Raw genomic sequence first — 25,217 nt, forward strand, 5'->3', positions numbered from 1 at the left:
GGGGGGGGTTTTGGGGGGTTTACCCCCGGGGCCCCCCCCCCCGGGGGGGGGGGGCCACAACCCATCGTGGCGGTCTCGCCACGCAGGCCGTATTGCTGATCTGAGGAGTGAACGATCATGGAGGCACTGCTCTTCCTGGGCAACCGACCCGTCGAACGGATCGCCGCAGACGCAATCCCCCAGGTCGTGCGCGTCCTGCGACTGACCGGCCACCGGGTGCGTTGGCAGCCCGACGTGGGGTGCCTGTTCGTCGACTCCCCCCTGGAGGGACGCATCATCGGCTGCCGTGTCCACGGCGACGCCCGCGGCGTCGCGGCGCAGTCGCTGGATGAGCTGTTCCGCTGGGTGCGCATGGCGGGAGGCGTTCCGGCCGCGCCCGGGATCGCGGCGGACGCGGTGATCCGTCTGGTGGCTGAACCGTGTGCGGCCGGGGACCTCCCGTCCATCCTGGTCGCAGGCGGCCGGCGCCGCTGGTTCCTGCGAAGGCAGGGCGGTCTGGTCACGGCGGTGGCCGACTGCCTGCGCGACCTGGTGGACGTGCCGGTCGGGGTGGTCTCCCGCCCGACCGATGGCGCTGAGGTCGAAGTGCGCATCAGGGTTCCCCCCGAAACCCGGGTGTCGCAAGCGGTCGCGCGGGCGATCTGGCTCGCGCTGATGGCGACCTGCGGCCGACCCCCGGGCGAGCGCACGCTCTCCACCGCCTGGGTCGTGCAGGTGCGGGAGTGGTGGGATTCCCGGGCGGCAGCCGAGGAGGCGGAACCGCCAGCCCCGCCGCGCCCGGCGGCAGGGCCGCGCGCGGTCCGCCCGGCGCTGCGCCCGCCGGTCGATGCCGTCGTGGCCCGGCGGCCGCGCATCGTGTGGGAGTCGGAGGGCCGCGATCCACTCCCGCGCACGGCCGTGCTGCCGGAGTCGGGGACTCCTGACGAGGGGGCGCCACCTCTGCCCGTCGCCGTCTTTGCTCCGGCGGCGCCGCCTGAGGGCGCGGCCGCTGGACTCGAGGGCACGGCCCCCGCCCAGGCCCCCTGGGTTGACCTGGCGGGCCCCCGTACGACCGCCGACGCCCCGGCGGAACCGGGGGCAACCGGCACCGCCGCCGATGCTTCACCGGCGCCGGGGATCAGCGCAGCCGCGCCGGAGGGCGCCGGCCCGAACACCGTGGCCGGTGCGGCGCCCACGCCGGCTGCGACGGCGGTCGTCACCGAGGCCGCGCCCAAGCAGGCTGTCACGGTGGCCGGCACGGAGGCGGCGCCGAAGCCGGCAGCGCCGGAGAATGCGGCACCCGGCGCCTCGCACGAGCCGGGCGGTCCCGGTGCAAGCGACGTTGCCCCGTCAACGCCGGCAGGGACGACCGGCGCAGCCGCAGCGGCGGCGTCGACGTCGAACGGGACCACAGGTGCGGCCGGGACCGTGCCGTTGGCGGCCGGCGCGGAAACGGCGGCCGAGCCCGCACCGCCGGAGAGCACGCGCAGGCGGGTAGCCGCGGCGTCGCACACCTACCGGTTCCCCGTGTTCGGGGGGCGGTCTTCCCAACGCTGAGCCGCCTCAGCGGAGCGTCACCCCCCGGGCCACGCGGTCCATGTCGGCCCGCACCATCATCTCCACCAGCTGGTCGAAGCTCACCGTCGGGGACCAGCCCAGCTTCTGGCGGGCCCGGGTGGAGTCGCCGATCAGCAAGTCGACCTCGGCGGGGCGGTACAGCGCCGGGTTCACCCGCACCAGCAAGCGGCCGGAGGCGCGGTCGAGACCCCGGGTCAGGGCGCCTTCTCCGTCCCACGTCAGTTGGAAGCCTGCCGCCTCGGCCGCGCGCTCCACAAAATCGCGCACCGAGTGGGTCTCCCCGGTGGCCAGGACGTAGTCGCCGCCCTCCGGCTGCTGCAGCATGAGCCACATTCCCCGCACGTAATCGCCGGCGAAGCCCCAGTCGCGCCTGGCCTCCAGGTTGCCCAGCTCCAGCACCTGCGCCTGGCCGTGCCGGATGAGCGCCAGGGTCGCCGTCACCTTGCGCGTGACGAAATCCATGCTCCTGAGCGGAGACTCGTGGTTGAACAGGATCCCCGACGAGGCGTGCATGCCGTATGCCTCCCGGTAGTTCACCGTGATCCAGTGCGCGTACACCTTCGCCGCACCGTACGGGCTCCGGGGGTAGAACGGCGTCTGCTCGCGCTGCGGGACCTCCTGCACCTTGCCGAACATCTCGGAGGTGGACGCCTGGTAGAAGCGGGCGTCAGGCCGCACCTGCCGCAGTGCCTCCAGCAGCCGCGCCACTCCCAGGGCGTCGGCCTCGGCCGTGTAGACAGGCATCTCGAACGAGACGCCGACGAAGCTCTGGGCGGCCAGGTTGTACACCTCATCCGGCCGGACCTGCTCCAGGACGCGCTGGATGTTGCTGAACTCCAGGAGGTCCATGGGCACCTTGCGGATCTGGTCCTCCACGCCCAGCTCCGCCAGGCGCCAGAAGTTCGCGGAGGCGCTGCGGCGGTAGGTCCCGTAGACCTCGTAGTTCTGCTCCAGGAGCAGCCGGGCCAGGTAGGCGCCGTCCTGCCCTGTGATTCCGGTGATCAGGGCGCGTCGCGCCATGCTCTCTCCCCCCTTGCGCCGTTCGGAGGAGGATATGAGCGAGGGCGACGCCCTTATGCTGCCGTCAGGTGGAACGGAATTCGACGTTCTGCAAATCCCACATGTATACCGCTAAGGGGAGTGATCCCATGCGCCAGAGACGCAGGCCGCATCCGCTCCGCCGCAAGGCCGCGCGGGGCGCGCAGCAGCCCGTGCCTTCCCACACCTGTCTCTTCACCGTGCCCCTTCCTTCTGCCGTCGCCGACGCGGTGGGCCGCCCGCACCTCAGCCTGCTGGGCGTGGAATCCGACATCAGCGTCGTCGGCGAGGTCCGGCGCAAGGGCCAGTATGAACCCCATGTGATGGAGGCCATCGCCCGCTTCCTCGCCCCCGGCGGCACTTTCGTCGACGTGGGCGCCAACTTCGGCATCCACTCCGTCCTGGCCGCGGCGCTCGTGGGCGAGACAGGCCGCGTGTTGGCCGTGGAGGCCTCGCCGGTCACCCACTGCCTGTTGGCGCACAACCTGGTGTCCTCTGGCTGCCCCGGGGCCGTCGCCATCCACGCTGCGGCCTGGAGCCAGCCCGAGGTCTTGTCGCTCCGCCACATCACACAGGTCGTCGGCGGATCCCACGTCACCTTCACCGGCGGGGAACGCCCGTGGGAGGGAGTGGCGTATCGGGTGCTGGCCATGCCGCTGGACACGCTCGTCGCGCTGGCGGGCCTGGAGCATGTGGACCTGATCAAGATCGACGTGGAAGGCTCCGAGTACCGGGTTCTGCAGGGAGCCAGGGAGACGCTGCGGCGCCATCGCCCGGCGCTGATCATCGAGTTCAACCAGGAGACCGCCCGGTTCTACGACGGGCGCACCGCACGGAACCTCCACCGCCTGGTGCGGGAACTGGGTTACCAGATGGCGTTCCTGAACCCCGCGTTCACAGCCTACGACGCCAACGACTACGCGGTGCTGGAGCGTATCTGGCGAATGCGCAATCAGGTGCTGGAGGTGGCCTGTACTCCCGCGTGAGGTGAAGGCGAGATGGCGATTGGCGTGATCAGCACCTACCCGCCCCGTCGCTGCGGCATCGCCAGCGTGGCCTTCCACCTGCGCCAGGCGCTGCTCGCAGCCGGCGAGGACTTCGTTCCCGTGGTCGCACTGGTGAAAAGGCCTACAGACATGCAGGTCGGGCCCGAGGTGGTGGCCCTGGTACGCCACCACGAGAAGGGCGACTATCGCAAGGCGGCAGCCGTCCTGAACGCCCTCCCCCTGCGGGCCGTCATCCTCGAACACGAGTTTGCACTGTTCGGCGGGCCGCTGGGGGCGCACGTGCTGGAGATCCTCGGGGCGCTGCGCACCCCGGTAATCACGGTCTTTCACACCATCCTGGCCAGCGCCCCTCCCCCCATGATCGAGGTGGTTCGTCGGGTGGCTGCCGCCAGCGCCGCCGTGGTCGTCCTCTGCGAGCGGGCCCGGGAGCTCATCCCCACCCGGTTCGGCGTGCCGGCCCGGAAGGTGGTCCACCTCCCCAACGGGGTTCCGCTGCCGCCGGAGGGAAGCAGCGCGGAGTGGAAGGAGCGGCTCGGCCTGGGAGGCCGAACCGTCGCCCTGACGCTCGGCCTGCTCAGCCCGCTCAAAGGGATCGAGACGGCGCTGGACGCGGTCGCCCAGGTTGCACCGGACCACCCCGACCTGCTCTACGTCGTCGCCGGGGCCACCCACCCCGAGGAGGTCCGGGAGCGCGGGGAAGGGTACCGGGCCCGCCTCGAGGAGCAGGTGGCCCGGTTGGGCATCGGCGCACACGTGCGCTTCGTGAACCGCTACCTGACCGAGGAGGAGGTCGTCCAGTACGTGCACGCGGCCGACCTGTATGTGACGCCGTACCTGTTCATGGAGCAGACCTCCAGCGCCACGCTGGCCACCGCGGCCTTCCTGGGCAAGGCGCTGCTCTCCACGCCTTACGACTACGCCGTCGAACTGCTGTCCGACGGAGCCGGCTACCTCTCTCCGCCGGGCGACAGCGCCGCGCTCGCCCAGGGGCTCCGGCGGCTCCTGGAATCGCCGGAGGAGCGGGCCCGGCTCGGCGAGGCCGCCCGCACTCGTACGGCGGGGTTCGCGTGGCCGGTGCTGGGCCACCGGTACCGCCAGCTGATCGACGAACTGCCGGGGCGGGGCCCGGTGCTGCCACCGGCGCCGCCGATTCCGCCGGGCACGGACATCCGGGCCCGCCCCCCTGTGTTCTGGCGGGGTGCGGCGCCCAGGCGGAGGTAGGCTACGGCCCCTCCCCGGCGAGGTGGATGCCCGCCAGCCGGATGAGGTGCAGCGCGTTGCTCGTGGTGGAAACCCCCGGCCGCAGCCTGTAGTCAAAGCGGATTGCGTCGCCTTCGTAGTGCTCGCGAAAGTGGTAGTTGACGATCCGGCCGCCGCTCTCCCGCTCCAGGTCGGCCAGCTCCAGGTCGTGGGTGGAGACGAGCCCGAACGCTCCCGCCTCCTGCAGCTGGGTGATGAGCGCCCTCGCGCCCAGGTGGCGGTCGCGGGAGTTCGTGCCCTTGAAGATCTCGTCCAGCAGGAAGAAGACCGGCCCGCCCGTGCGGGCGGCTTCCACGATGCGCTTGATGCGCAGGATCTCGGCGTAGAACGACGAGATCCCCTGCTCCAGGTTGTCCTGCGTCCGCATGCAGGTCCAGAGGTGTACCCGGGAGCAGGTGAACGCCTCCGCGCAGACGGGAGCGCCGGCGTAGGCCAGCACCAGGTTCACGCCCACGGTGCGCAGGAACGTCGACTTGCCCGACATGTTGGAGCCGGTGATCAGGGCCACCCGCACCGGCTCCTTCAGGGAGAAATCGTTGCACACGCGGTCGCTCCCCAGAAGCGGGTGACCCATCACCCTCGCCTCGAGGCCGGTCTGCCGGTCTTCCAACACCTCGGGCACCGCCCAGTCAGGGTGTTCGAACCGAATCCCGGCCAGGCTCGCCACGGCCTCCACCTCGCCCAGCGTCCTCAGCCAGGTCGGGAGCAGCCGGCCCGACTCCTGCTTCCACCGCTCCAGGGCGATCATGCTGTGGATTTCCCACAGAATCAGCAGGTTCACGATGATGGCGAACGCGTTCTGGCGGCTGGAGATCCGGTCGGCCAGCCGGGAAAGGCGGCGCACCTGTCGGTACGCGGGCTCACCGTCCGCGCTCCTCAGCCGCCGCTGCCGCTCCCGCAGCCAGGGTGAGGCGAAGGACTGCCGCTCCAGCCGCTCGAGCATCGCCGCGTAGGCGCCCAGGTTCTGCGCCTGGGGGTTGACCGCGCCGAGGGCAGCCGCGCGCTCCGCCCAGCCGGCGGCAGGGCCGGCGGACCGGTAGAGCAGAATGGCGACCACCAGCCCGCCCAGCGCCGCCGCGAGGCGGGCGTTGCTGAGCCTGACTGCCGCCCGCTCCTGCCGCGCCCGCAGCCGGTCGTAGGCCGCATAGCGTCGGGCGTAAACCTCCTCCGGTCGCATGGGCACACCCCCTCTGTACATGCCTCTCTCTATTCGGGGTCGCGCTCCCGCCCGCCTGCCGTCGCGCCCTCTGCGCATGGAGCATGGCGCAGCGGCGGGCCAGACATACGGAGGAAGAAACGCAACGAGGGCGAGGCGCCATAAGGGCCTCGCCCCCACACGGGGAGAGTTCGCACTACCGCGCGATCAGCACCGGGCACGGGGCCGTGCGCAGCACCTTGTCGGACACGCTGCCCAGCAGAAGCTCCTTGATGGGGCTCAGGCCCCGGCTGCCCATCACGATCAGGTCGATGTGCTCCAGGCGGGCGAAATCCACGATCTCCTCGGCCGGCTCACCCACCTGCACCTCCGTCACCACCCGGTCCTCGGGCAGACCCAGGGCAGAGACGGTCTTCCGCAGGATGGGTTCGCCCGTGCGCCGGATCATCACGTCCATGGGCACCTCGGGCGTCACCTTGTTGCCGAACTCGTCGGTGGCGTAATAGGAGCGGGGTACGTGCGCCACGAAGAGCACGAACACCTGAGCATCATCCCGGCCGGCGCAGAGTTCGCCGGCAATGCGGGCAGCGTGGAGCGAACTGTCACTGCCATCCGTCGCCACGAGAATCCTCTTCAAGCCCAAGACCCATCCGCCTCCTCAGCAGCTCCCCTTTCACGTGGTGGGGCAACCAAGTCTCTCTATTCTTAATGTCATCATAACCCTGTGTCGGCTAGACTTTCATCCTACCTTTGACCAGTTCTAATGTAGACTCCAATGCCCAATCTTCTGAGTGGGACCAACCAGAAAAAAGAACCACCTGTTTCCACAGGTGGCTCGAATCCCAGCACTACGGATCGCCCGCCAGGCCCTCGCGAATCGCGTAGCCAACCGCCTCGGACCGGTTGCGCAGGTGCAGTTTCTCGAGGATGTGGCGCATGTGGTTCTTGACGGTGGACTCCGCAACGTAAAGCTTGGCCGCAATCTCCTTGTACGTAAGACCGGTGGAGGCGAGCCTCAGCACCTCGATCTCACGCGGGGAGAGCGGTTGCCCGTCTTCCTTGCCGGCAGCGGTCGTGCGGGGCTGACGGAACTCCTTGAGCATCTTGGCGGCCATCACCGACGAGATGGGCGCCTCGCCGGAAATGGCGGAGCGCAGAGAGGAGACCAACTCCTCGGGGCCAAGGTTCTTGAGGAGGTAGCCGTCGGCGCCGGCCTTGATCGCCTCGAAGAGGTCCTTGTCGATCTCGGACACGGTCAGAATCACGACCTTGAGATCGGGATACTGCGCCTTCAGCCGCCTCGTGGCCTCAACGCCGTCCATCACCGGCATGTTGATGTCCATCAGTACCAGGTCGGGCTTCAGCTTTGGCACCAGGTCCAGGGCCTCCTGACCATTGGCAGCCTCCCCGACGACCTCCAGATCACTGTTCGAAAGGATACTCAGCACGCCTTTCCGCAGCATGAGGTGGTCATCCACGATCAAGACTCTCATTGCTAGGGTGCCCTCCTCTCCATCTAGCAATCTACCAAGTCTACGGATTTCGGACAACCCATCAAACACCCTAGTGCACACAGCACCTTCGGGCCATTTCTCCCTATTCAAATACCATTATAGCCTAGTGTTACCCTGTCTGTAAGTACGATACACGTGGCAACGACAACCGACACGGAGATACTACCGGCAGGAGTTCATGTCGCCCTGGTCGGTCCCAGGTCCAGCACTCGGTGGGCACCCCACCGTATCCTCGGAGACGGTTGCAAAGGAGGAGGCGGGAGCGTGTACACGGAGCTGCACCTGAAACTGCTCAACGGCCGTACCATCACCATTCACGTGGAGCCGGGGTTCGACGTGGACGACCTGGAGTACGTGCCGGGCATTCGGGCCGTATCGCTGGGCAACCTGACCGTGCTCTTCGAGGGCCTGGTCTACGACGTTCGCCCCAGCCGGAAGCTGCCCGCCCGGAGCGCGACTCCGCTCCTGACGCGCTGACGCGCGCTATGGCGCAAGCCTCCCGGGGGAGCCTGTCACGGCATCCGCCAGCCCGAGCTTGCGCCTTCCTTTGTGTCTATAAGCCTGTAGACCATATCGCCGCGCGTTAGATCTCGTCCAGTGAAATCAGGCCAGTCTTAATGGCGAACTTCGTGAGCTCCACCGCGTCATGCAGGTCGAGCTTCTCCATGAGATTCGCCCGGTGCGCCTGAACCGTCTTGATCGAAATGAAGAGCTTCTCGGCGATCTGCTGGTTGGTGAGGCCATGGGCGATGAGGGTGAGGACCTCCCGCTCCCGCTCCGTCAGCTGCTCGAGCTGTGCGTGGGCCGCGCTCGTGCTGCGCGGCTCCGGAGACGGGGCCGGCGCACTGCCGCCCTGCGCCTGGAGGTTGTCCATGACCGTCCGGGCGACGTCGGGGTGAAGGATAACCTGCCCGGAGGTGACCGCTTTCAGGGCGGAGACCAGCTCCTGCGCCGCGGCCCGCTTCAGCACGTAACCCGCCGCGCCCGCCCGCAGGATCGGCAGCACATACTCCTCGCTGTCGTACATGGAGAGGATGAGCACCGGCAAGTCGGGATGGCGCTTCTTCAGCTCCTTGGTCGCCTCGATGCCGTTCATGCGCGGCATGGCGATATCCATCAGGACGGCGTCGGGCTTGAGCTGTTCCACCATCTCCAGCGCCTCAAGGCCGTCCTGCGCCTCGCCGACGACCTCGACCTCGCCGCTGGCCGACAGCAGATACCGGATGCCTTCACGGAGAATGGCGTGGTCGTCCACCAGCAAGACGCGAATCGGTTTCAAACTGCCCTTCCCCCCCTCTGCGCTCCGGCACGGTGACCCGCACGGTAGTACCCCGCCCGGGAGCGGACTCGATCTCCACCTTGCCGCCGACCAGTGCGGCCCGTTCCTGCATGCCGAAGAGGCCGAGGCCGCGGTCGCGCACCGGCTTGCCGACCGTATGCACCACGTGGAACCCGCGCCCGTCGTCGCTGACGAGGCCCGTGATCTGCCCGTTCTCCCGGGAGAGCCGCACGACCACGTTCTTCGCGCGGGCGTGCTTCACCACGTTGTTGATCGCCTCCTGGAGAATGCGGAACAGCGCCGTCTCCAGCTCCTCCGGCAGACGGTCGCTGAGCCCGCTGGTCTGCAGGTCCGCGGTCAGCCCAGCCGGCAGGACCCGCTGGTTGATGAACCAGCGCAGGGCCGGGACGAGGCCCAGGTCATCCAGCACCGACGGCCGCAGGTCCATCATCAGCCGGCGGGTCTCGTCCAGCGTGCGCTGGGCGATATCTTTCGTCAGGCGCAGCCGCTCCCGCAGGGCCTCGTCGTTGTCGCTGCCGACCAGGCGCTCCACGGCCTCCAGGTTCACCACGATCGAGGTGAGCGACTGAGCGGTCTCGTCGTGCAACTCCCGCGCGATCCGCTTCCGCTCCTCCTCCTGCGCACGCAGGATCTGCGCCGCCACGGCCTGGCGGTGCTCCGCCAGCCGGTCGAGCATCAGGTTGGCCATCTCCGTCAGCCGGGCGATGTCCGGGTCACCCTCCACCTTCGGCACGCGGGCGGAAAAATCGCCCCGGCGCACCTTGTCGAGGGTGGCGTGCAGGGTGAAGAGAGGATGGAACGCAAGCCGGAGCAACGCGTAGTTCACCCCGAGGGAGACGGCGAGGCCCACAGCGATCAGGCCAATCTCCCAGGCCGGCGAGTGCGCCTCGCCGTGCCAGAAGTGCGTCGCGATCAGCACCGCCGAAACCGATCCGATCACCACGATGGCGGCGTTGGCCACCAGCACTTTGGTGAAGAGGCTGGTCCGGCTATGCAGGTACGTGAACAGCCGCATCTAGACCTCCACAACCTCAAAGGTATACTCGGTGCTGGCGGTCTTGTTCACCATATGCAGCACGCCGCAGTACTTCTCATCGATGTAATCCAGGGCCTTCTTCACCTTCGCCGGGTCGATCCCGCGGCCGTAGAGCCGGTAATGCATGACCACCTTGGTGAAGACCATAGGATCGGTATCGGCCTGCTCGGCCTCCACGCTGATGTCGATGCGCTCCACGTCCTGGCGCATCTTCTTCATCAGCGTGATCAAGTTGGAACCGCTGCAGGCGCCCAGGCCGAGGCAGACCAGTTCCTTGGCCCGCGGCCCCACGGGGTTGCCATTCTCGTCGCTGCCGATGCTGAGCCGCACCCCGCCGCCGGTGACGGCATCAAACACGTAACCGGAGCCGGACCAGGTCATCTCCGCCCTGTGCGTCATCCCCGTCTCATCCTCTCGCGTCATCTCCCCCGGCGCGGGGCATGCCCCATGCGCTTCCGGTCCGCGCCCGATGCGCAACGGTCCACAAAATATAAACTGAAAGGAGGAATTCGCCCCCGCCCCGCTGGAACCCTGCCGGGGCCTGGTCTGTTCTATCTACTCCTTGGACGGTACAAACTGAGGTTTGGATATTCGTGTGCAGGTGTGCGCCGAAAGGCGCACGCCTGCCTACCCCATTCCGGCGGCGTCCGGCGCGGCTGCAGCCCGGCCCCGGATCGTCGCGATGCCCGTCGCCACGAGGTAGAGCGCCACCACTGCGGAGCCGCCCTGGTCCACGTGCCGGGTGAGAGGGGCCGCGGGTGCCGCCGCGACGCAGGCCAGGGCCGCCGTCACGCAGGCGTCCACCAGCGTCTTGGCCCGGTAGAGCCGGCTCTGCACCGCGAGAATCGCGTCCGGCCGTTCCCGGTTCAGCCTGCTGTAGCGCCACCAGAACCACCCGTTGGTGGTCACCCCCAGCACGGCGATGATAAGCCCGGGGATAACGTTCCCCTTCTCTGCGCGCGTTGATAACAGCGCCACCAGGAGCATGGCCGCCCCCGAGAGGCACATGGCCGCGCCCACCCCGAAGTTGGCGGCCCGCTCCAGCCGCTCCTTCCGGGCCGGGTCGGGGGTGGCGCTGCCGTGCACGACCCGGTAGACGGCCCACGACACGATGATCGCCACCAGCTCGGCCGTACGGCGCACGAAGTCAGCCAGCTGCGTGGCCGAGCGGCCCAGCAGCAGCCCGATGCCCACCACGACCGGGCCGGGCGAACTCAGCACCACCGAGGCGAGGAGCGTGCGCTCACCAGACGTGCTCTGCACGGCGTCACACTCCCCACAGGCGGACCAGCGCGATCAGCACGGCCGCCGCCGCAAGCGGACAAGTGAGCGTGTCCAGGCCGCGCCGGGAGTACAGTTCCACCAGGGCCGTGACCGCCGCCGTCGCCGCGGCGATCAGCAGGGATGCATACCCGCCCGCCGCGCCGTGCAGCGAGAGCACGGCCGCCACGCACAGGAACGACGCGGCGAACATGGCCGTTGTGCCCTCCAGGGACTTGTTTCCCGGGAGCAGCCCCGTCTCGATGCGGTGCTTCCCAAAGCGGGTGCCCACCAGGGCGGCCGCGGCGTCGCCCGAGCCCCAGGCGAGTACCGCGGCGACCACCAGGTACCTCTCGCCGGCCCAGCCCCAGCAGACGAGGAACAGGGCCACGAACATCGTGAAGGCCAGCACCAGGCTGCTTTTGATCTCGCCCTGCCTGCGCTCGGTGAGCAGTTCGGTGTAGTCCGGGACGTAGCGCTCGGCGAGGGCGAGCAGCGGGTAGACCGCCGCCGCGAACGCCGCAGCCGCTGCGGCCGCCGCCCACCACGTGGGGAACGCATAGGCGAACACGAACACGGAGCCGACCAGAATGAGATGCAGGGTCTTGCGGAAGACCTCCCTGGGAACCCGGGCGAGGCGGTGCAGGAGCAGCGCACTCGCCGCGCAGACTGCGAAGTAAGCCAGCAGTTTCCCGAACGATGTCGCAAAGGCCAAACCCATTATGTATAACCCCCGCGGTGGGTCTCACGCCAGCAGACGCCCTGATTATGGAGCCCAATCGCCCGCCGGTCAACTCCCTCCGGGGGACAAAGTACCAGCCGCCCCCCGGCCTGTGAGGCTGGCGAGGACGGACGGCTGCGCGGCGGAACCCCGGAGGAAACGCCCGCTGGGGCGGCGAACCCTGTGCCATCCGCTTTCTTACAGGAGGTGGGCGATCCGTGACCAGCCCGACCGACGCGCTGGCCCGCCTGGCCGAAAGCTTCTCCGGCACCATCGGGGTGTGGGCCCGGGACTTCCAGACCGGCAAGGTCATCCAGTTCGGAGCGGCGGAGGAGTCGTTCCCCAGCGCCTCGACGATCAAGCTGGCCATCTTCTACGAACTGATGCGCCAGGCCGGCGAGGAGAGGCTGAGCCTGGACGAGATGCGGGAACTGAAGGCCGAAGAGAAGGTGCCCGGCTGCGGGGTTCTGCGCGACCTCACGCCCGGCATCCGGCTGCCCCTGCGCGACCTGGCCACCCTGATGATGACGATCAGCGACAACACCGCTTCCAACATGTGCATCGATGCGGTGGGAATCGAGGCGGTCAACCGGGCCATGGACGACCTGGGCCTCAGCGGTCTCCGGCTCCGTTTCAAGTTCTTTCGCGCCCTGCCGGGCCACCCGGTCAACTCGGCGGTACCGGCCCAGCTCGGGCAGCTGATGGACCGGATCGTGCGGCACGAGGTGCTCACCCCCGCCGCCTGCGAGGAGATGCTGGCCGTGATGAAGCGGGTGCAGTGCCCCTTCGCTGCCCGCTACCTCCCCGGTGGCGCGCAGTACGACCGGCCGCCCGAGGGTCCCGTCATCGCCGCCAAGTTCGGCATGATCACGGGCTGCCGGCACGAGGTGGGCGCCATCTGGAAGGGAGACCGCGGCTTCGTCTACTGCGTGATGACGAAGGACTGCCAGGACGAGCGGCCGGTGGAGGACAACGAGGGGCTGCTGGCCGTGGGCCGGGCGGTGAAGATCCTGTACGACTGCTTTGTAGCTTGAGGGAACCCGACCCTGCCCCACTCTGCGAAACAGGACCCCTGAGGCTGCGGCCTCAGGGGTCCTGCCGTGCGCGCAGACAGCACCTCTGCCTAGTCCTTCTTCCGCTCCCGCGGCTGGAGCACCTCGTCCACGATGCCGTACTCCCGGGCCTCCTCGGCCGACATCCACCGGTCGCGCTCGGAGTCTTCCTTCACCTTCTCCAGGGGCTGGCCGGTGTGCCTGGCGATGATCTCCGCCAGCTTCTCCTTGGTGTGCAGCAGTTCCTTCGCGGTGATCTCGATGTCGGTCACCTGGCCGCCGATGCCGCCCTTCACCCAGGGCTGGTGGATCAAGACGCGCGCGTGGGGCAGGGCGTAGCGCTTGCCGGTGCCGCCGGCCAGCAGGACGGCGCCCATCGAAGCCGCGATGCCGATGGCGTAGGTGTTCACCCGCGGCTTGATGTGCTGCATCGTGTCGTAGATCGCCAGACCGGCGCTCGTGATGCCGCCGGGGGAGTTGATGTACATGTTGATGTCCTTGTCGGGGTCGTCGCTCTCCAGGAAGAGCAGCTGCGCCGTCACGGCATTGGCCACCTGGTCGTCGATGCTGGTGCCCAGGAAGATGATGCGGTCCTTGAGCAGGCGGGAGTAGATGTCGTAAGAGCGCTCGCCCCTGCTCGTCTGCTCAATCACAATCGGGATAACCTGATTCCACGCCGTTCTCTCCATGACCGACTCTCCTTCAGAACAGGGGCTGCGCCGCCCCCGCCTTCTTTCCTTATCTTTTCATTGCCTAAGACGACGCGAATCAGTCCGCGGATGCTGTCGGTTCCGGCGCCGGGCCGACGGTCACGATCGTCAGCCGGTCCGGCCTGAGGTATCGCGCCGCCACCTCCTGTAACTTCTCCCCGGTGAGGGCGGCCACCTCCCGGGGATAGCGCTCCACCCAGTCCAGGCCGAGGCCGAACCGCTCCATCTCGGCCATGCGGGCTGCGATGCGCTCGGGCGCCTCGTTCTGCACGGCCGGGTAGCCCGCCAGGAAGTCCTGCAGGGCCTCCAGCTCGGCGGCCGGCACCGGTTCGCTGGCCAGGCGGCGCAGTTCCGACAACAACACGTCCACCGCGAAGTCCAGGCGGGCGGGGTTCACGCCCAGGTGAGCCGTCCAGGGCGCCGGCCCGCTGGTCCCGGCGAACAGCGCGTACTGGTAGTAAGACACGCCGTAACGCTCCCGCACATCCCGAAAGAGGCGGCTGCTCACGGGCGTTCCGTTGCCGCCGAACAGCGTCGCCAGCACCTCCAGGGCCAGGTAGTCGGGGTGGGTCCGGCCGACCAGCGGCCAGCCGAGGGCGATGTCGGTCTGGCTCTTGCCGGCCAGCGTCACGTGGCTGCGGCCGCCCTCCGGGATCGGCACCGCCGGGATCGCGGGCCTTCCCGCCCCGCCGCTCCACCCGGCCAGGGCGGCCTCCAGGGCGGCAGTGACCCGCTCGGGGTCGATGTCGCCCACCACGGTGATCACGGCGTCCTTTGGGCCGTAGTGGGCCCGGTGAAAGGCGGCCAGGTCGCGGGCGGTAAGGGCGCTGAGCGTGGCTTCGGTGCCCTGGACGGCGTGCCGGTAGGGATGGCCCGGCGGATACAGCCGCTCGGTCAGCCGTCGCGAGGCCACCGTGCGCGTGTCGTCCTCGGCGCGCCGGACGGCCACCAGCATCTGCGTGCGCACCCGCTCCAGTTCGTCAGCGGGGAAGGTGGGACGCCGGACCACCCCGGCCAGCAGCTCCAGCCCCCGCTCCAGGTCCTCCGGCAGGCACTTGAGCGAGGCGACGGCGGTCTCACGCCCCGCATCGACCCGGAGCACCATCCCCCGCGCGTCGGTCTCCACCGCCAGTTCGGCCGCCGAGCGGCCCTCGCTGCCCCGCGTGAGCATCGCCGCCACCATCTGGGCCAGGCCCGCCTGCGCCTCCGTCTCCCACACCGCGCCGGCCTCCATCTGCACCCGCACGAAGACGCTGGGCACGGAGGGTGCCGGGAGGACCAGCAGTGCGGCGCCCGAGGAGAGCGTCCGGCGGATGACCCGCTCGGGGGAGAGCACCGGCCGGGCGGGTGCGGCGTCCGGGCGCTCCGCGGGGCGGCTCGCCGGCCTCTGGTAGGCGGGCGTCGTCCCCAACTCGCCGGCCCCCTCCGCCCGGCGCCCCGCAGGGGCGGGGGCGGCGCCGGCGGAAGCCGTGCGCCCGACCGGCTCGAACCGGGCCACGGTGCGCCGCCGGGGCTGCAGGTAGGTGCGCGCCACCCGCTGCACGTCGGCCGGCGTCACCGCCTCCAGCTCCGCGAGGGCCCGGTCGAAGTGCTCCACGCCCCGGGTGAGCGCCGTGCTCCCCAGCTGGACGGCCTGGTGCATGGCCGACTCCAGCGCGTACAGGTAGGCGGTCCGCACCTGCTTCTGCGCCCGGGCAAACTCCTCCTCATCCACGGGCCGCTCCCGCAGGGCCTCCACCTCGGCAAAGAGCCTCGCTTCCAGATCGTCCAAGGCCACGCCCGGCGCGGGGGTGGCCGAGAGCAGGAAGAGACCCGCGTACTGCAGGGCCCGCGGCGAGGCGCTCGCCGCGACAGCCAGGCCCGGCTCCACCAGTTTCCGGTAGAGCCGGCTGGACCGGCCCGCGGTTCCCCCCTGGCTCCCCAGCGACGGACTGCCGGCCAGCAGACCACTCAGCACCATCAGGGCCGGCTGATCGGGGTGGGACGCCTCCGGGATCTTGTACCCGGCCAGCAGGATGGGGTGCGGGCCCGGGCGCCGCACGGTGACCCGCCGCTCCTCCGCCTGCTCGGGCTCGGCGACTGCGGGCGGGGGCACCGGGTCGCCGGACGGGATGGAGCCGAAAAACCGCTCGGCCAGCGCAAAGGCCCGGTCCGCCGCCACATCGCCCACGATGACCAGGGTGGCGTTGCTGGGCCGGTAGTAGCGGCGGTAGTGGGCCTCCAGCGCGTCGGAGGTCATGGCGCCGATGTCAGCCTTGCTGCCGATGATCGGGTTCCGGTAGGGATGAACCTGGTAGGCCGTGGCCATGAAGGCCTCCTGCAGCCAGAAGGAGGGCTGGTTCTCGCCCCCTTCCCGTTCGCTCGTGATGATCCCCCGTTCCCGCACGGTGAGGTCGGGGTCGAAGGTCATGGCCGTCATCCGGTCGGCCTCCACCTCCAGGGCCCAGGCCAGGTGCTGGGCGGGCAGGACCTCGAAGTACGCCGTGTAGTCGTACGATGTGAAGGCGTTCCAGAGGCCGCCGCGGCGCTTCACCCCCTCCTCCAGCGCCCCGTACGGAAAGCGGGGCGTTCCCTTGAACATCATGTGCTCCAGGAAATGGGAGATTCCTGTCTGGCCCGGAGCGTCGTCGCGGCTGCCCACGCCATACCAGACCATGGCCGCGACCACCGGTGCGTGTCGGTTCTCGCGCACGAGCACGCGCAGGCCGTTGGCCAGGCGCGCCGCCCGGGTCGGTGCAAATCTGTAGCCCATCGGCACCCTCCTCTACTCGCCGCGTGTGCGGGCTCTCCGCTCCGCCCACCAGGCAACTGCCAGGCCGGCGGCCGGCAGGAGCAGCAACCCCAGCCCCCACGAGAGGGCCGACAGCACGTGCGGGTTGCCGGCGAGCTGCCGGATGTACTGAACGACAGCCATGACGAACAGGACGATAATCAGGAGGCCAATCAACTGACGAAACCGGTTCTTGAGCACGGGCTTGCGTCCCCTCTAACCTGTGTTTCCCATTGCGGCTTGCAGATCCCCGGGCGAGTGGTTCCGGCCGCGGGTGGGCTTCAGCGTTAGGACGCCGCTGATTGACATCCGGATACTTGGACTCCCTCTCCGCGAGCGCCTGGCCCAATCGGACTACGACGATGAGTGTGAACGGTTACACGGCTCATCGTCCCAAGGAGGGCCGGCGCATCTCCTGACGGCCTCCATACCGAGCGCAGTTTGTCTATTCCGTTCACTCCCGTTGACAGCGGTTTCCGAACAAGGCTATTATGGTGGTGTAAACGGTTACATCCATTTCAGCTCCGAGCAACGAACGGCTGTCGGAGCACTTAGCTGAGGGAGACGGACTCATGCGTTTTCATGCCGCTTTGCTGGGCAACGGCCACACTGCAGCGCTGGTTGAACCCGACCTTTCCCTATCCTGGCTCTGCATTCCACGCTTCGACAGCCAGCCGCTCTTCGCCGCGGCCCTTGACCCCCGCCGGGGCGGCAGCCTGCGGCTCCAGGTGGAGGTCGATGGCCGGCCCGTGGCCCTCGCTCTCGTACACCAGGAATACGTGGACCGCTCGGCCGTGCTGCGGACGGAAGTGGCGGGCGACGGGATCCGCCTCGTGAGTACCGATTTCATGCCCTGGGGCAAGCACGGCCTGGTGCGCCGGATCAGGGTGGACGCCCCCGGCCGCCGGGTATGTCTCCGTCTGACCGCGGATCCGGTGCGGTCGGTCCACCTGCCCGTCAGTCGGGAGGAGGGACTGCTGCGCACCGCCGACGGCACGTTGCTCATCCGCGGCGAAGGCCTCGACCCTGTGGGGGAAGAAGCACGGGTCTACCTGGCCTGGGGCGGAACGACCGACGCGGCGCTGGCCGCCCTGAGGGAGGTGCAGACCGCCTCGGCCGAGGCTGAACTGGCCCACTGGGCAGACTGGATTGCTGCCGCCCGCAGGCCCCTTTCCGTTCCGCCCGCGTGGGCGGAGGCCTATTGGCGCAGCTTGGTGGTGCTCCGACTCCTGACCTACGAACCCACGGGGGCGCCCGTTGCAGCGGCCACCGCGTCGCTGCCGGCCATCCCGGGCGGAGACCACCAGTGGGACTACCGGTACCTGTGGCTGCGCGACGGCTACTACACCGCCATGGCCTTCGACGCCGCAGGGCTCCACCGGGAGGCCCGCCGTTTCTACGACTTCTGCTTTACCCTCCAGGGGCCGGACGGCCACTGGCAGCAGCCGCTGTATACCGTTGACGGGCAAACCCCCCACGAGCATCTGATCGATGACCTGGCGGGCCCGGGGGGCGAGGTGCCCGTGCGGCTGGGCAATGCCGCATCCGGCCAGCTCCAGCTTGACAACGAGGGCAGCATTCTGCACGGGCTCTGGTTCCACTACCGCTGCAGCGGCGACAAGGATGCGCTCCTCCGCCACTGGGAGGGCGTCCGCCGTGCGGCCGAATGGACCCTGGCGAACTGGCAGCGGCGGGAATCGGGCATATGGGAAATTCGCGAGTACACGGGGCACTGGGTGCACGGCAAGGCGATGTGCTACGCCACCCTCACCTCCGCCGCCCGCATCGCTCGCACATTGGGATATGCGGAGGAGGCCGGTCGGTGGGCTGAAGCTGCCCGCCGGATCGCGGCGGTCACGGTGGAACGGGGCTGGGACCGCGAGCGCCAGGCCTACGTGCGCCACTGGGGGGCCGAACCCCCCACCGTCGCCCCCATGGACATCTCCGTGCTGGCCCTGGTCTTCTACGGGCTGCTGTCGCCCCATGATCCGCGCATCCGCAGCACGGTGGAGCACATGTACCGTCCGGCCGACGACGGGGGACTTCTCCTCTACGGCGGGGTCTGCCGGTGGGAGAACGCCGCGGTGCCCTTCTACCTCCCCACCTTCTGGCTCGCCCGTTACCACCTGATGGCAGGCGAGATGGATCGGTGCGATCAGTGGGTCGAGGCCTGCCTGAAGGCGGCCACCAGCCTGCGGCTGATGGCCGAGCATTTCGACGGCCGCGACGGCACCCAGTGGGGCAACTTCCCCCAGGCTTTCAGCCACGAGGAGATCGTCCGGCTTGTCATCGAACGGTCGCAGGGCTGGACGTTCTTCGACTGGGAGTTCCAGGATTGAGGTGATGCCCGTGGCTGGGCCGACGATTCGGGACGTGGCCCGTCTCGCCGGGGTTTCGGTCGCCACCGTCTCGCGCGTGCTCACCGGCTCGGCGCCCGTGGCTCCGGCCACTCGGAAGCGGGTGGAAGAGGCGATGGCGCAACTCGGCTGGCGGCCCAACAGCACGGCTCGCAGCCTGGTGCGGGGGCGCACGGGCCTGTTCGGCGTGATCGTGCCCGACGTCGCCAACCCGTTTTTCGGCGAGCTGGCCACGGCGATGGGCTCGACGGCGGACAGCCTGGGCGTGCAACTGGTGCTGTTCCAGACCAGCTTCGCTGAAGAGCGCGATGTCCTCGCCCTCCGCCTCTGCAACGAGCACCGAGTCGACGCGGTCATTTACACTTCCGGAACCGTGGGCGACGGGCACAGAGAGGCGTTTCGTCAACTCGGACGCCCCGTGGTCCTGGCGGCGACCTTCGACCCGCAAGGCACAGCCCCCGGCATCCTCGTGGACTCGGAGGTGGGCGCCCGGATGGGGGCGCGCTACCTCCTCCAACTGGGCCACCGGCGCATTGCGCTCGTGGGCGGGCCGATGACCGACACGGTCTCTGCCGGCCCCCGTTGGACCGGCTGGCGCAGCGAGCTGGCCGCCGCAGGGTGCCTGCCCCCACCGGAATGGCAGATGGAAGTGGGCTGGAAGCACGAATACGGCTATCAGGCAGCAGTTAAGCTGCTGCGAGGGCGGAACCGGCCCACCGCCGTGCTGTGCCACTCCGACGTCATCGCCCTGGGGGTGATGGCGGCGGCGGCCGACATGGGCGTCTCCGTGCCGCACGAACTGTCGGTCATCGGCTTCGACAACATCTACCTGGCAGGCCTCTCCCGACCGTCGCTCACCACCATCGGGCAGCCCATCAGCCGCATCGGTCGGGAAGCGGTGCGCCTGGCCGCCCGGCTGGTGGCCGGCGAACCGGCCCCAGCCACCCGCTGGCACACGCCGGAACTGGTCGTGCGCGGCTCCACCTCCACGCCGCCGGCAGACCGGTGAGCGGGCGGCCGTATCCCCCTGCAAGCAAGTGTGGCCGGGCCGGGCACGGGGGAACACAATTCAGCCCCGTGGCTGCAGGCCCGAGCCCTGAATCACTCGCATCAACCCAAAACCCCGAAGGAGGGCAGAACCGTGCGACGCAAGTATTGGCTTCTCTCCCTCGTGCTCGCAGGCTCCCTCGTGCTGGCCGCATGCGGCGGACAGTCACAACCATCCCAGTCGACAGCCCCTGACACCGGCAGCAACACGTCTCAGACCCAGACCAATCAGTCCACCCAGTCCACGAGTTCTCAGAAGAAGACGGTCACGATTCTGGGCGCCGTGGTCGGCGTCGAAGAGGCAGGTTTCCTGGACGCGATTGCCGACTTCGAGGCGGCCCACCCCGATATTGACGTCCAGTACACCGGTACCAGCGAGTTTGCGACCCTGGTCGAAGTCAAGGTCCAGGGCGGCGACGCCCCCGACATCGCCATGTTCCCGCAGCCCGGCGGCGCCCAGCGCATGGCCGAGCAGGGCCAGCTCGTTCCCATGTGGCCCGAGCTGGAGAAGCTGGTTGACCAGAACTACGAGCCAATGTGGAAGGAGCTGGGCACCTTCAACGGTACCCCCTATGGCGTCTTCCACCGCGTGAACGCCAAGGGCTGGTTCTGGTACAACAAACCCGCCTTTGAGGCCGCCGGCTATCAGGTCCCCAAGACCTGGGACGAGCTGATGGACCTGATGGCGCAGATGCGGCAGACCGGCATCGCCCCGCTCTGCGAAGGTATCGCTGACGGCGACGCGACGGGCTGGAAGGGCACCGACTGGATCGAGTCGATCCTGCTGCGTACCCAGTCGCCCGAGACCTACGACAAGTGGGTCAGCCACGAGTTGAAGTTTAACTCCCCGGAGGTCCGCAAGGCCTTCGAGCTCCTCGGCGACATCTGGATGACCGAGGGCAACGTGTACGGCGGCGTGCCGGCCATCGCCTCGGGGGACGTGCAGGACGTGGCCCAGGGCCTGTTCACCGATCCGCCGCAGTGCTGGCTGCACTTCCAGGGCAGCTTCGTGACGGGCTTCTTCCAGGAGGATGTCCAGAAGGATCTCGACAACAAGGTCGGCGTCTTCATCATGCCGCCCATTGACCCGAACGTGGAGCCCGGCCTTGCCGTAGGCGGTGACATCCTCGTCGTCTTCAAGGGCCACGATCGCCCCGAGGTCAAGGAGTTCATGGAGTGGATCGCCTCCGTCGACTCCACGAAGACCTGGGCAGCCAAGGGCGGCGCCCTGTTCCCGCACAAGGGTCAGGACCTCTCCATCTATCCGACCGAACTGGAACGCACCATGGCGGAGACGATCATCAACGCCAAGGCCGGCCGCTTCGACGGGTCTGACTCGATGCCCGCCGAGCTGAACCGGGCGTTCTGGACCGGCATCACCAACTGGGTGACCGGCGCAGCCGACCTGGATACGGTACTGCAACAGATCGACGCCTCCATGGAGTAATCAAAGGGGCGAGTGGCCGGGCGGGTACACCCCGTGTGCCCGCCCGGCCTAGCCCCCGCCCCCGCTACCTGCCCCGGACCGATCCGCTTGCAGAGGAGGAGCGTCATGCGATACGGAACCGAGCCGTCGCTGCGGCGCAGCCGCCGCCTGCCGATGTCGAGCCCGCTGATGAAGGGCTCGTTGCTTGCCTTGGCCACTGTGTTCAGCGTGTGGGTCCTGGGACGGACTTTCCTGTTCCTGCGCGACGCCGCCCTCCCGCAATGGTTCCTGGCCCTGGCGGCCATCGTATGGGGTGTGGGCGGGTCCATGCTGCTCTTCACCCTGCTGGCCAACTTCGTGGAGCAGTTCCCTCCGCGGTGGCGGCGGGGGCTGGTACCCCTGGTGTTCGTGGGCCCCGCGGCGGCCATCGTGGTGATCTACCTGGCCCTGCCGGCCCTGCGGACCCTGATCCAGAGCTTCTACGACGCCAAGGGCGAGAACTTCGTCGGCCTGGCCAACTACGTCTACGCCTTCACCAGCCAGGAGATGCTGGTCTCGTTTCGGAACAACTTCCTCTTCTGGCTCCTCTTCGGCACGGGGTTCAGCGTGATCCTCGGCCTGATCGTGGCCGTGCTGGCCGACCGCACGCACCCGGTGTTTGAGCGGATCGTCAAGGCGGTCATCTTCATGCCGATGGCGATCTCGATGGTGGGCGCGTCGGTCATCTGGAAGTTCGTGTACGAGTACCGGCCGGCGGGCGTCAACCAGATCGGCCTCCTGAACGCGGTGCTCACGGCACTGGGCGGCGAGCCGCGGGCCTGGCTCTTGACTCCCTTCTGGAACAACCTCTTCCTGGTGGCCATCTTCATCTGGCTGCAGACCGGTTTCGCCATGGTCGTCTTCTCGGCCGCCATCAAGGCCGTACCGGAGGAACTGCTGGAGGCGGGGCGCATCGACGGGGCCAACGAGGTCCAGGTCTTCCTTCACATCACGCTGCCGAACATCCGGGGATCGGTGCTCACCGTCACCACCACCATCATCCTGGTCGCACTCAAGATCTTCGACATCGTGCAGTCGATGACGGGCGGCAACTACGGCACGCAGGTGATCGCAAACGTGCAGTACACGCAGATGTTCCGGCTGTTCAACTACGGCCGGGCCGCAGCGGTGGCCATGGTGCTGCTGGCGGTCGTTCTGCCCATCATGATCTACAACCTGCGTGACTTCAGCAAGCGGACGGAGGCGTTCTGATGAGCAGGAATTCGCCTGCAAGCGTGCAGCGCAGGAAGTCTCACCTGACGCCGGGACGCATCTTGGTGTATGCCATCCTGATCTTCCTGGTTGTCATCTGGATTACGCCCACTCTCGGCCTGCTTGTCAGCTCGTTCCGCCCGGCCGAAGACGTGCGCAGCACAGGCTGGTGGACGGTCTTCACGCAGCAGTCCGAGGCGAGGTTCACCCTCGATAACTATCGCCACGCCCTGGGGCTGCCGGTCCAGGGCCAGGTGAATCCCCGCTACAAGACCGTCGGCCTGCAGAACGCCATCCTGAACTCCCTGGCGGTGGCGATCCCCTCCACCGTCATCCCCATCCTGATCGCGGCCATCGCCGCTTACGGCTTCGCCTGGATCCGCTTCCCCGGCCGGCGGTGGCTCTTCATCCTCATCGTCGGGTTGATGAGCGTACCCTTGCAGGTTTCGCTGATTCCGATCCTGCGGGACTACATCAAGATCGGGCTCAACGGCACCTACCTGGGCGTCTGGCTCGCCCACACCGGCTTCGGCCTGCCGCTGGCGGTCTACCTGCTGTACAACTACATCAGCACGATCCCCCGCGACATCTTCGAGTCGGCCTTCATCGACGGGGCGAGTCACTTCACCATCTTCACGCGGCTCATCCTGCCGCTCTCCACGCCGGCACTGGCCTCCTTTGCCACCTTCCAGTTCCTCTGGACGTGGAACGACCTGCTGGTGGCGCTGGTCTTCCTCAGCGCCGATTCGAGCACGCAGGTGCTCACCCAGCGACTCCTCGGCCTGATGGGCTCCTTCGGCCAGGACTGGCACCTGCTCACGGCCGGCGCGTTCATCTCGATGATTCTCCCGCTGACGGTCTTCTTCTTGCTGCAGCGCTACTTCGTGCGGGGCCTCACGGCGGGTTCGGTAAAGGAGTAACAGCACAATGCCGGCGGGGAAGGGTTCACCCTTTCCCTGCTTGACGTTTATGGTTCCGCTGTAACCCCGGTGGTCCGCCATACGCGGTGCCGGGGTCACCGCATCCCCTCGACCACCAACAGGTCCCGCCACCGCCGGACGCGCTCGGCCTGCCGCTCGTGCTTGCGCCGGGTGTAGACCCGTTCCAGATCGCCCAGCATCCGGTGGAGCATCACCCGGATGCTGCAGGGCGCCAGGACGCGGCCGGTCGTGATCACGCCGCGCCGGCGCAGCAGGTTGCTGAGCGCCTCGTGCCGGTAAATGTATCCGTTGTTGTAGCAGTCGATGTACGCCGGCTGGTCCGGCTGCTCGTAGAGCGCCAGGAAGTGGTCGGGCATGGCGACGCCATAGACCGGCAGGCCCGCCCGCCTCCCCACCAGGATGTAGACGGCCGCCAGGGCGATGGGCACGCCCCGCCGCTGCTCCAGCACGGTGGGCAGGAAGTGGTGGTCCGGGTTGCCGAACTCGCCGCCCCGGAAGCGGAGGTTGTCGAACAACACCTCGCTCATGGCGCGCAGGCCGCCGATGACCGGCACCTGGGCGCGCACGCTGCCGGCCACCGCGTCCAGGAACGAGGCCACCTTCCCCTCCTGCCCCTCGCTGCCGCCCAGCGCGGCGAGGAGCATGCACCCGTGCTCCAGATCCATGGCCTCCTCCTCCTGCTGGACGTAGCGCACCCAGCGCTCCTCCAGGGCCGCGAGGCGCAGTTCCTCGAGCAGGGCACGGGCCCGGCCCCGCAGGCGCGGGTCCGGGTGGTCGAAGGCCGCCTCCAAGAAGGGCACCGCCGCGGCGCCGGCGCGCAGGAGTGCGTCCCACGCCGTCCGGGCGATGCCCTCGTGCTCATCCGCGAGCAGGCTGACCAGCGCCCGGAGCTCACCTTCGCTGCGCATGCGGTCTCAGCGCTCCTCCACCTCGAGGTTGTACCGCTCCAGGAATTCGATGACCGCCCGCGTGACCTGCGTGGGGGTCGAGGCGCCGGAGGTGACGGCCACCTTCCGCTTCCCCTTCAGCCACGCCGGGTCGATGTCGTCCACGCTGTCGACGAGATACGCCTCCCGGCCGGCCCGCTCACGGGCCACCTGTACCAGCCGGTTCGAGTTGTTGGAGCGGCGGTCGCCCACCACCAGCACCAGGTCGGCCTCCGGCGCCATGCGGGCCACGGCCTCCTGGCGCAGCTGGGTGGCGAGGCAGATCTCGTTGTAGATCTCCGTCTGCGGCCAGCGCTCCTTCACCTTCGCCATGAGCCTCTGGGTGTCCCACTGGGAGAGCGTGGTCTGGTTGGTCACCGCCAGTTTCTGGTCCGGCGGGAAGGAGAGCGCCTCCAGGTCCTCCTCCCGCTCAATGAGGTGGACATGGCCGGGCGCCACCCCCACCGCCCCCTCCGGCTCGGGGTGCCCCTTCTTGCCGATGTAGATGACCTCGTACCCCCGGCTCACCAGCTCGGCGATGAGGTCGTGGGTCTTCGTCACGTCCGGGCAGGTGGCGTCGACCACGTGCAGTCCCTTCTCCCGGGCCCGGATCTTCACCGCGGGCGACACGCCGTGGGCGGTGAAGATCACGGTCCCCTCCTTCACCTGCTCCAGCAGGCGGAGGCGGTCCTCGCCGTCCAGCGTGATCACCCCGAGCGACTCCATCTCCTCCACCACGTGGCGGTTGTGCACGATCTGCCCCAGCACGTAAATCGGCCGGGGCACGCTGGGGTCCCGGGCCACGCGGCGCACCAGCTGGATCGCACCCACCACGCCGTGGCAGTAGCCCCGGGGGGTAATCTTGATGACATCCATGCAATCGTGCCC

Annotated in this window: 24 protein-coding genes; 10 read left to right on the plus strand and 14 right to left on the minus strand. The window is 68.6% G+C overall.

Translation table 11 applies throughout. The features are described 5' to 3' along the window. Positions 1-117 precede the first annotated feature (117 nt). Complete coding sequence (locus AB2385_RS07475; RefSeq protein WP_367654331.1) at positions 118-1,536, plus strand: hypothetical protein; 1,419 nt, start codon at positions 118-120, stop codon at positions 1,534-1,536. Between the two features lie 6 nt (positions 1,537-1,542). Here AB2385_RS07475 and gmd read toward each other — a convergent pair whose 3' ends face one another. Beyond that, positions 1,543-2,577 (minus strand): GDP-mannose 4,6-dehydratase, encoded by a 1,035-nt coding sequence (gene gmd / locus AB2385_RS07480; RefSeq protein WP_367654332.1) that lies wholly within the window; start codon positions 2,575-2,577, stop codon positions 1,543-1,545. Between the two features lie 128 nt (positions 2,578-2,705). Here gmd and AB2385_RS07485 point away from each other — a divergent pair, with 128 nt between their 5' ends. Together AB2385_RS07485 and AB2385_RS07490 are read left to right on the plus strand one after the other, a co-directional pair. Next, on the plus strand, positions 2,706-3,581 hold the full coding sequence (locus AB2385_RS07485; protein WP_367654333.1) for an FkbM family methyltransferase: 876 nt from the start codon (positions 2,706-2,708) through the stop codon (positions 3,579-3,581). A 12-nt stretch (positions 3,582-3,593) separates the two neighbouring features. Beyond that, the gene (locus AB2385_RS07490; RefSeq protein WP_367654334.1) at positions 3,594-4,823 is read left to right on the plus strand and encodes a glycosyltransferase; all 1,230 of its coding nucleotides are present in this window, start codon (positions 3,594-3,596) and stop codon (positions 4,821-4,823) included. A 1-nt stretch (position 4,824) separates the two neighbouring features. On the opposite strand, the gene AB2385_RS07495 is transcribed toward AB2385_RS07490, so the two are convergent. From AB2385_RS07495 to AB2385_RS07505, 3 genes are all read right to left on the minus strand, one after another. Continuing rightward, the gene (locus tag AB2385_RS07495; protein ID WP_367654335.1) at positions 4,825-6,039 is read right to left on the minus strand and encodes a MutS family DNA mismatch repair protein; all 1,215 of its coding nucleotides are present in this window, start codon (positions 6,037-6,039) and stop codon (positions 4,825-4,827) included. Between the two features lie 175 nt (positions 6,040-6,214). Further along, positions 6,215-6,661 carry a universal stress protein gene (locus AB2385_RS07500; RefSeq protein ID WP_367654336.1) on the minus strand — a complete coding sequence of 149 codons (447 nt, stop codon included), beginning with the start codon at positions 6,659-6,661 and terminating at the stop codon, positions 6,215-6,217. 205 nt (positions 6,662-6,866) lie between these two features. Further along, the gene (locus tag AB2385_RS07505; protein WP_367654337.1) at positions 6,867-7,511 is read right to left on the minus strand and encodes a response regulator; all 645 of its coding nucleotides are present in this window, start codon (positions 7,509-7,511) and stop codon (positions 6,867-6,869) included. A 285-nt stretch (positions 7,512-7,796) separates the two neighbouring features. Between AB2385_RS07505 and AB2385_RS07510 the strand changes: the two genes are divergently transcribed. Further along, positions 7,797-8,009: a hypothetical protein gene (locus AB2385_RS07510; protein ID WP_367654338.1), complete on the plus strand. Its 213-nt coding sequence runs from the start codon at positions 7,797-7,799 to the stop codon at positions 8,007-8,009. Between the two features lie 106 nt (positions 8,010-8,115). Here the strand turns inward: AB2385_RS07510 and AB2385_RS07515 are convergent, their stop codons facing one another. The 5 genes from AB2385_RS07515 to AB2385_RS07535 form a co-directional block, all read right to left on the minus strand. Continuing rightward, complete coding sequence (locus AB2385_RS07515) at positions 8,116-8,811, minus strand: response regulator (RefSeq protein WP_367654339.1); 696 nt, start codon at positions 8,809-8,811, stop codon at positions 8,116-8,118. Next, a complete protein-coding gene (locus tag AB2385_RS07520) occupies positions 8,762-9,847 on the minus strand; it encodes a histidine kinase (RefSeq protein WP_367654340.1) in 1,086 nt (361 codons plus the stop codon). Before AB2385_RS07520 ends, AB2385_RS07515 begins: the two co-directional genes overlap by 50 nt. After that, a complete protein-coding gene (locus AB2385_RS07525) occupies positions 9,848-10,267 on the minus strand; it encodes an OsmC family protein (RefSeq protein WP_367654341.1) in 420 nt (139 codons plus the stop codon). Between the two features lie 228 nt (positions 10,268-10,495). Next, entirely contained in the window at positions 10,496-11,131 is a 636-nt protein-coding gene (locus AB2385_RS07530) for a cation transporter (protein WP_367654342.1), read from the minus strand. Between the two features lie 4 nt (positions 11,132-11,135). Then, positions 11,136-11,849, minus strand: a complete 714-nt coding sequence (locus tag AB2385_RS07535; RefSeq protein ID WP_367654343.1) for a diacylglycerol/polyprenol kinase family protein — start codon at positions 11,847-11,849, stop codon at positions 11,136-11,138. Positions 11,850-12,067: 218 nt separating this feature from the next. Here AB2385_RS07535 and AB2385_RS07540 point away from each other — a divergent pair, with 218 nt between their 5' ends. Next, complete coding sequence (locus AB2385_RS07540) at positions 12,068-12,883, plus strand: serine hydrolase (protein ID WP_367654344.1); 816 nt, start codon at positions 12,068-12,070, stop codon at positions 12,881-12,883. Positions 12,884-12,972: 89 nt separating this feature from the next. On the opposite strand, the gene AB2385_RS07545 is transcribed toward AB2385_RS07540, so the two are convergent. The 3 genes from AB2385_RS07545 to AB2385_RS07555 form a co-directional block, all read right to left on the minus strand. Then, the gene (locus tag AB2385_RS07545; RefSeq protein WP_367654345.1) at positions 12,973-13,590 is read right to left on the minus strand and encodes an ATP-dependent Clp protease proteolytic subunit; all 618 of its coding nucleotides are present in this window, start codon (positions 13,588-13,590) and stop codon (positions 12,973-12,975) included. A gap of 79 nt (positions 13,591-13,669) precedes the next feature. After that, the gene (locus AB2385_RS07550; RefSeq protein WP_367654346.1) at positions 13,670-16,363 is read right to left on the minus strand and encodes a M16 family metallopeptidase; all 2,694 of its coding nucleotides are present in this window, start codon (positions 16,361-16,363) and stop codon (positions 13,670-13,672) included. Between the two features lie 12 nt (positions 16,364-16,375). Next, positions 16,376-16,582 carry a hypothetical protein gene (locus AB2385_RS07555; protein ID WP_367654347.1) on the minus strand — a complete coding sequence of 69 codons (207 nt, stop codon included), beginning with the start codon at positions 16,580-16,582 and terminating at the stop codon, positions 16,376-16,378. A gap of 371 nt (positions 16,583-16,953) precedes the next feature. Between AB2385_RS07555 and AB2385_RS07560 the strand changes: the two genes are divergently transcribed. The 5 genes from AB2385_RS07560 (at position 16,954) to AB2385_RS07580 (ending at position 23,382) form a co-directional block, all read left to right on the plus strand. Further along, entirely contained in the window at positions 16,954-18,720 is a 1,767-nt protein-coding gene (locus AB2385_RS07560) for a glycoside hydrolase family 15 protein (protein WP_367654348.1), read from the plus strand. 4 nt (positions 18,721-18,724) lie between these two features. Beyond that, positions 18,725-19,747: a LacI family DNA-binding transcriptional regulator gene (locus AB2385_RS07565; protein WP_367654385.1), complete on the plus strand. Its 1,023-nt coding sequence runs from the start codon at positions 18,725-18,727 to the stop codon at positions 19,745-19,747. A 132-nt stretch (positions 19,748-19,879) separates the two neighbouring features. Then, on the plus strand, positions 19,880-21,232 hold the full coding sequence (locus AB2385_RS07570) for an ABC transporter substrate-binding protein (protein WP_367654349.1): 1,353 nt from the start codon (positions 19,880-19,882) through the stop codon (positions 21,230-21,232). 105 nt (positions 21,233-21,337) lie between these two features. Then, positions 21,338-22,462: a carbohydrate ABC transporter permease gene (locus tag AB2385_RS07575; RefSeq protein WP_367654350.1), complete on the plus strand. Its 1,125-nt coding sequence runs from the start codon at positions 21,338-21,340 to the stop codon at positions 22,460-22,462. After that, the gene (locus AB2385_RS07580; protein ID WP_367654351.1) at positions 22,462-23,382 is read left to right on the plus strand and encodes a carbohydrate ABC transporter permease; all 921 of its coding nucleotides are present in this window, start codon (positions 22,462-22,464) and stop codon (positions 23,380-23,382) included. Before AB2385_RS07575 ends, AB2385_RS07580 begins: the two co-directional genes overlap by 1 nt. A gap of 95 nt (positions 23,383-23,477) precedes the next feature. Here AB2385_RS07580 and AB2385_RS07585 read toward each other — a convergent pair whose 3' ends face one another. Together AB2385_RS07585 and AB2385_RS07590 are read right to left on the minus strand one after the other, a co-directional pair. Then, complete coding sequence (locus tag AB2385_RS07585) at positions 23,478-24,311, minus strand: transglutaminase-like domain-containing protein (protein ID WP_367654352.1); 834 nt, start codon at positions 24,309-24,311, stop codon at positions 23,478-23,480. A gap of 6 nt (positions 24,312-24,317) precedes the next feature. Further along, on the minus strand, positions 24,318-25,205 hold the full coding sequence (locus AB2385_RS07590) for a 4-hydroxy-3-methylbut-2-enyl diphosphate reductase (RefSeq protein WP_367654353.1): 888 nt from the start codon (positions 25,203-25,205) through the stop codon (positions 24,318-24,320). Between the last annotated feature and the right edge of the window lie 12 nt (positions 25,206-25,217).

Source organism: Symbiobacterium sp. (assembly GCF_040797425.1).
Lineage (GTDB): Bacteria > Bacillota > Sulfobacillia > Symbiobacteriales > Symbiobacteriaceae > Symbiobacterium.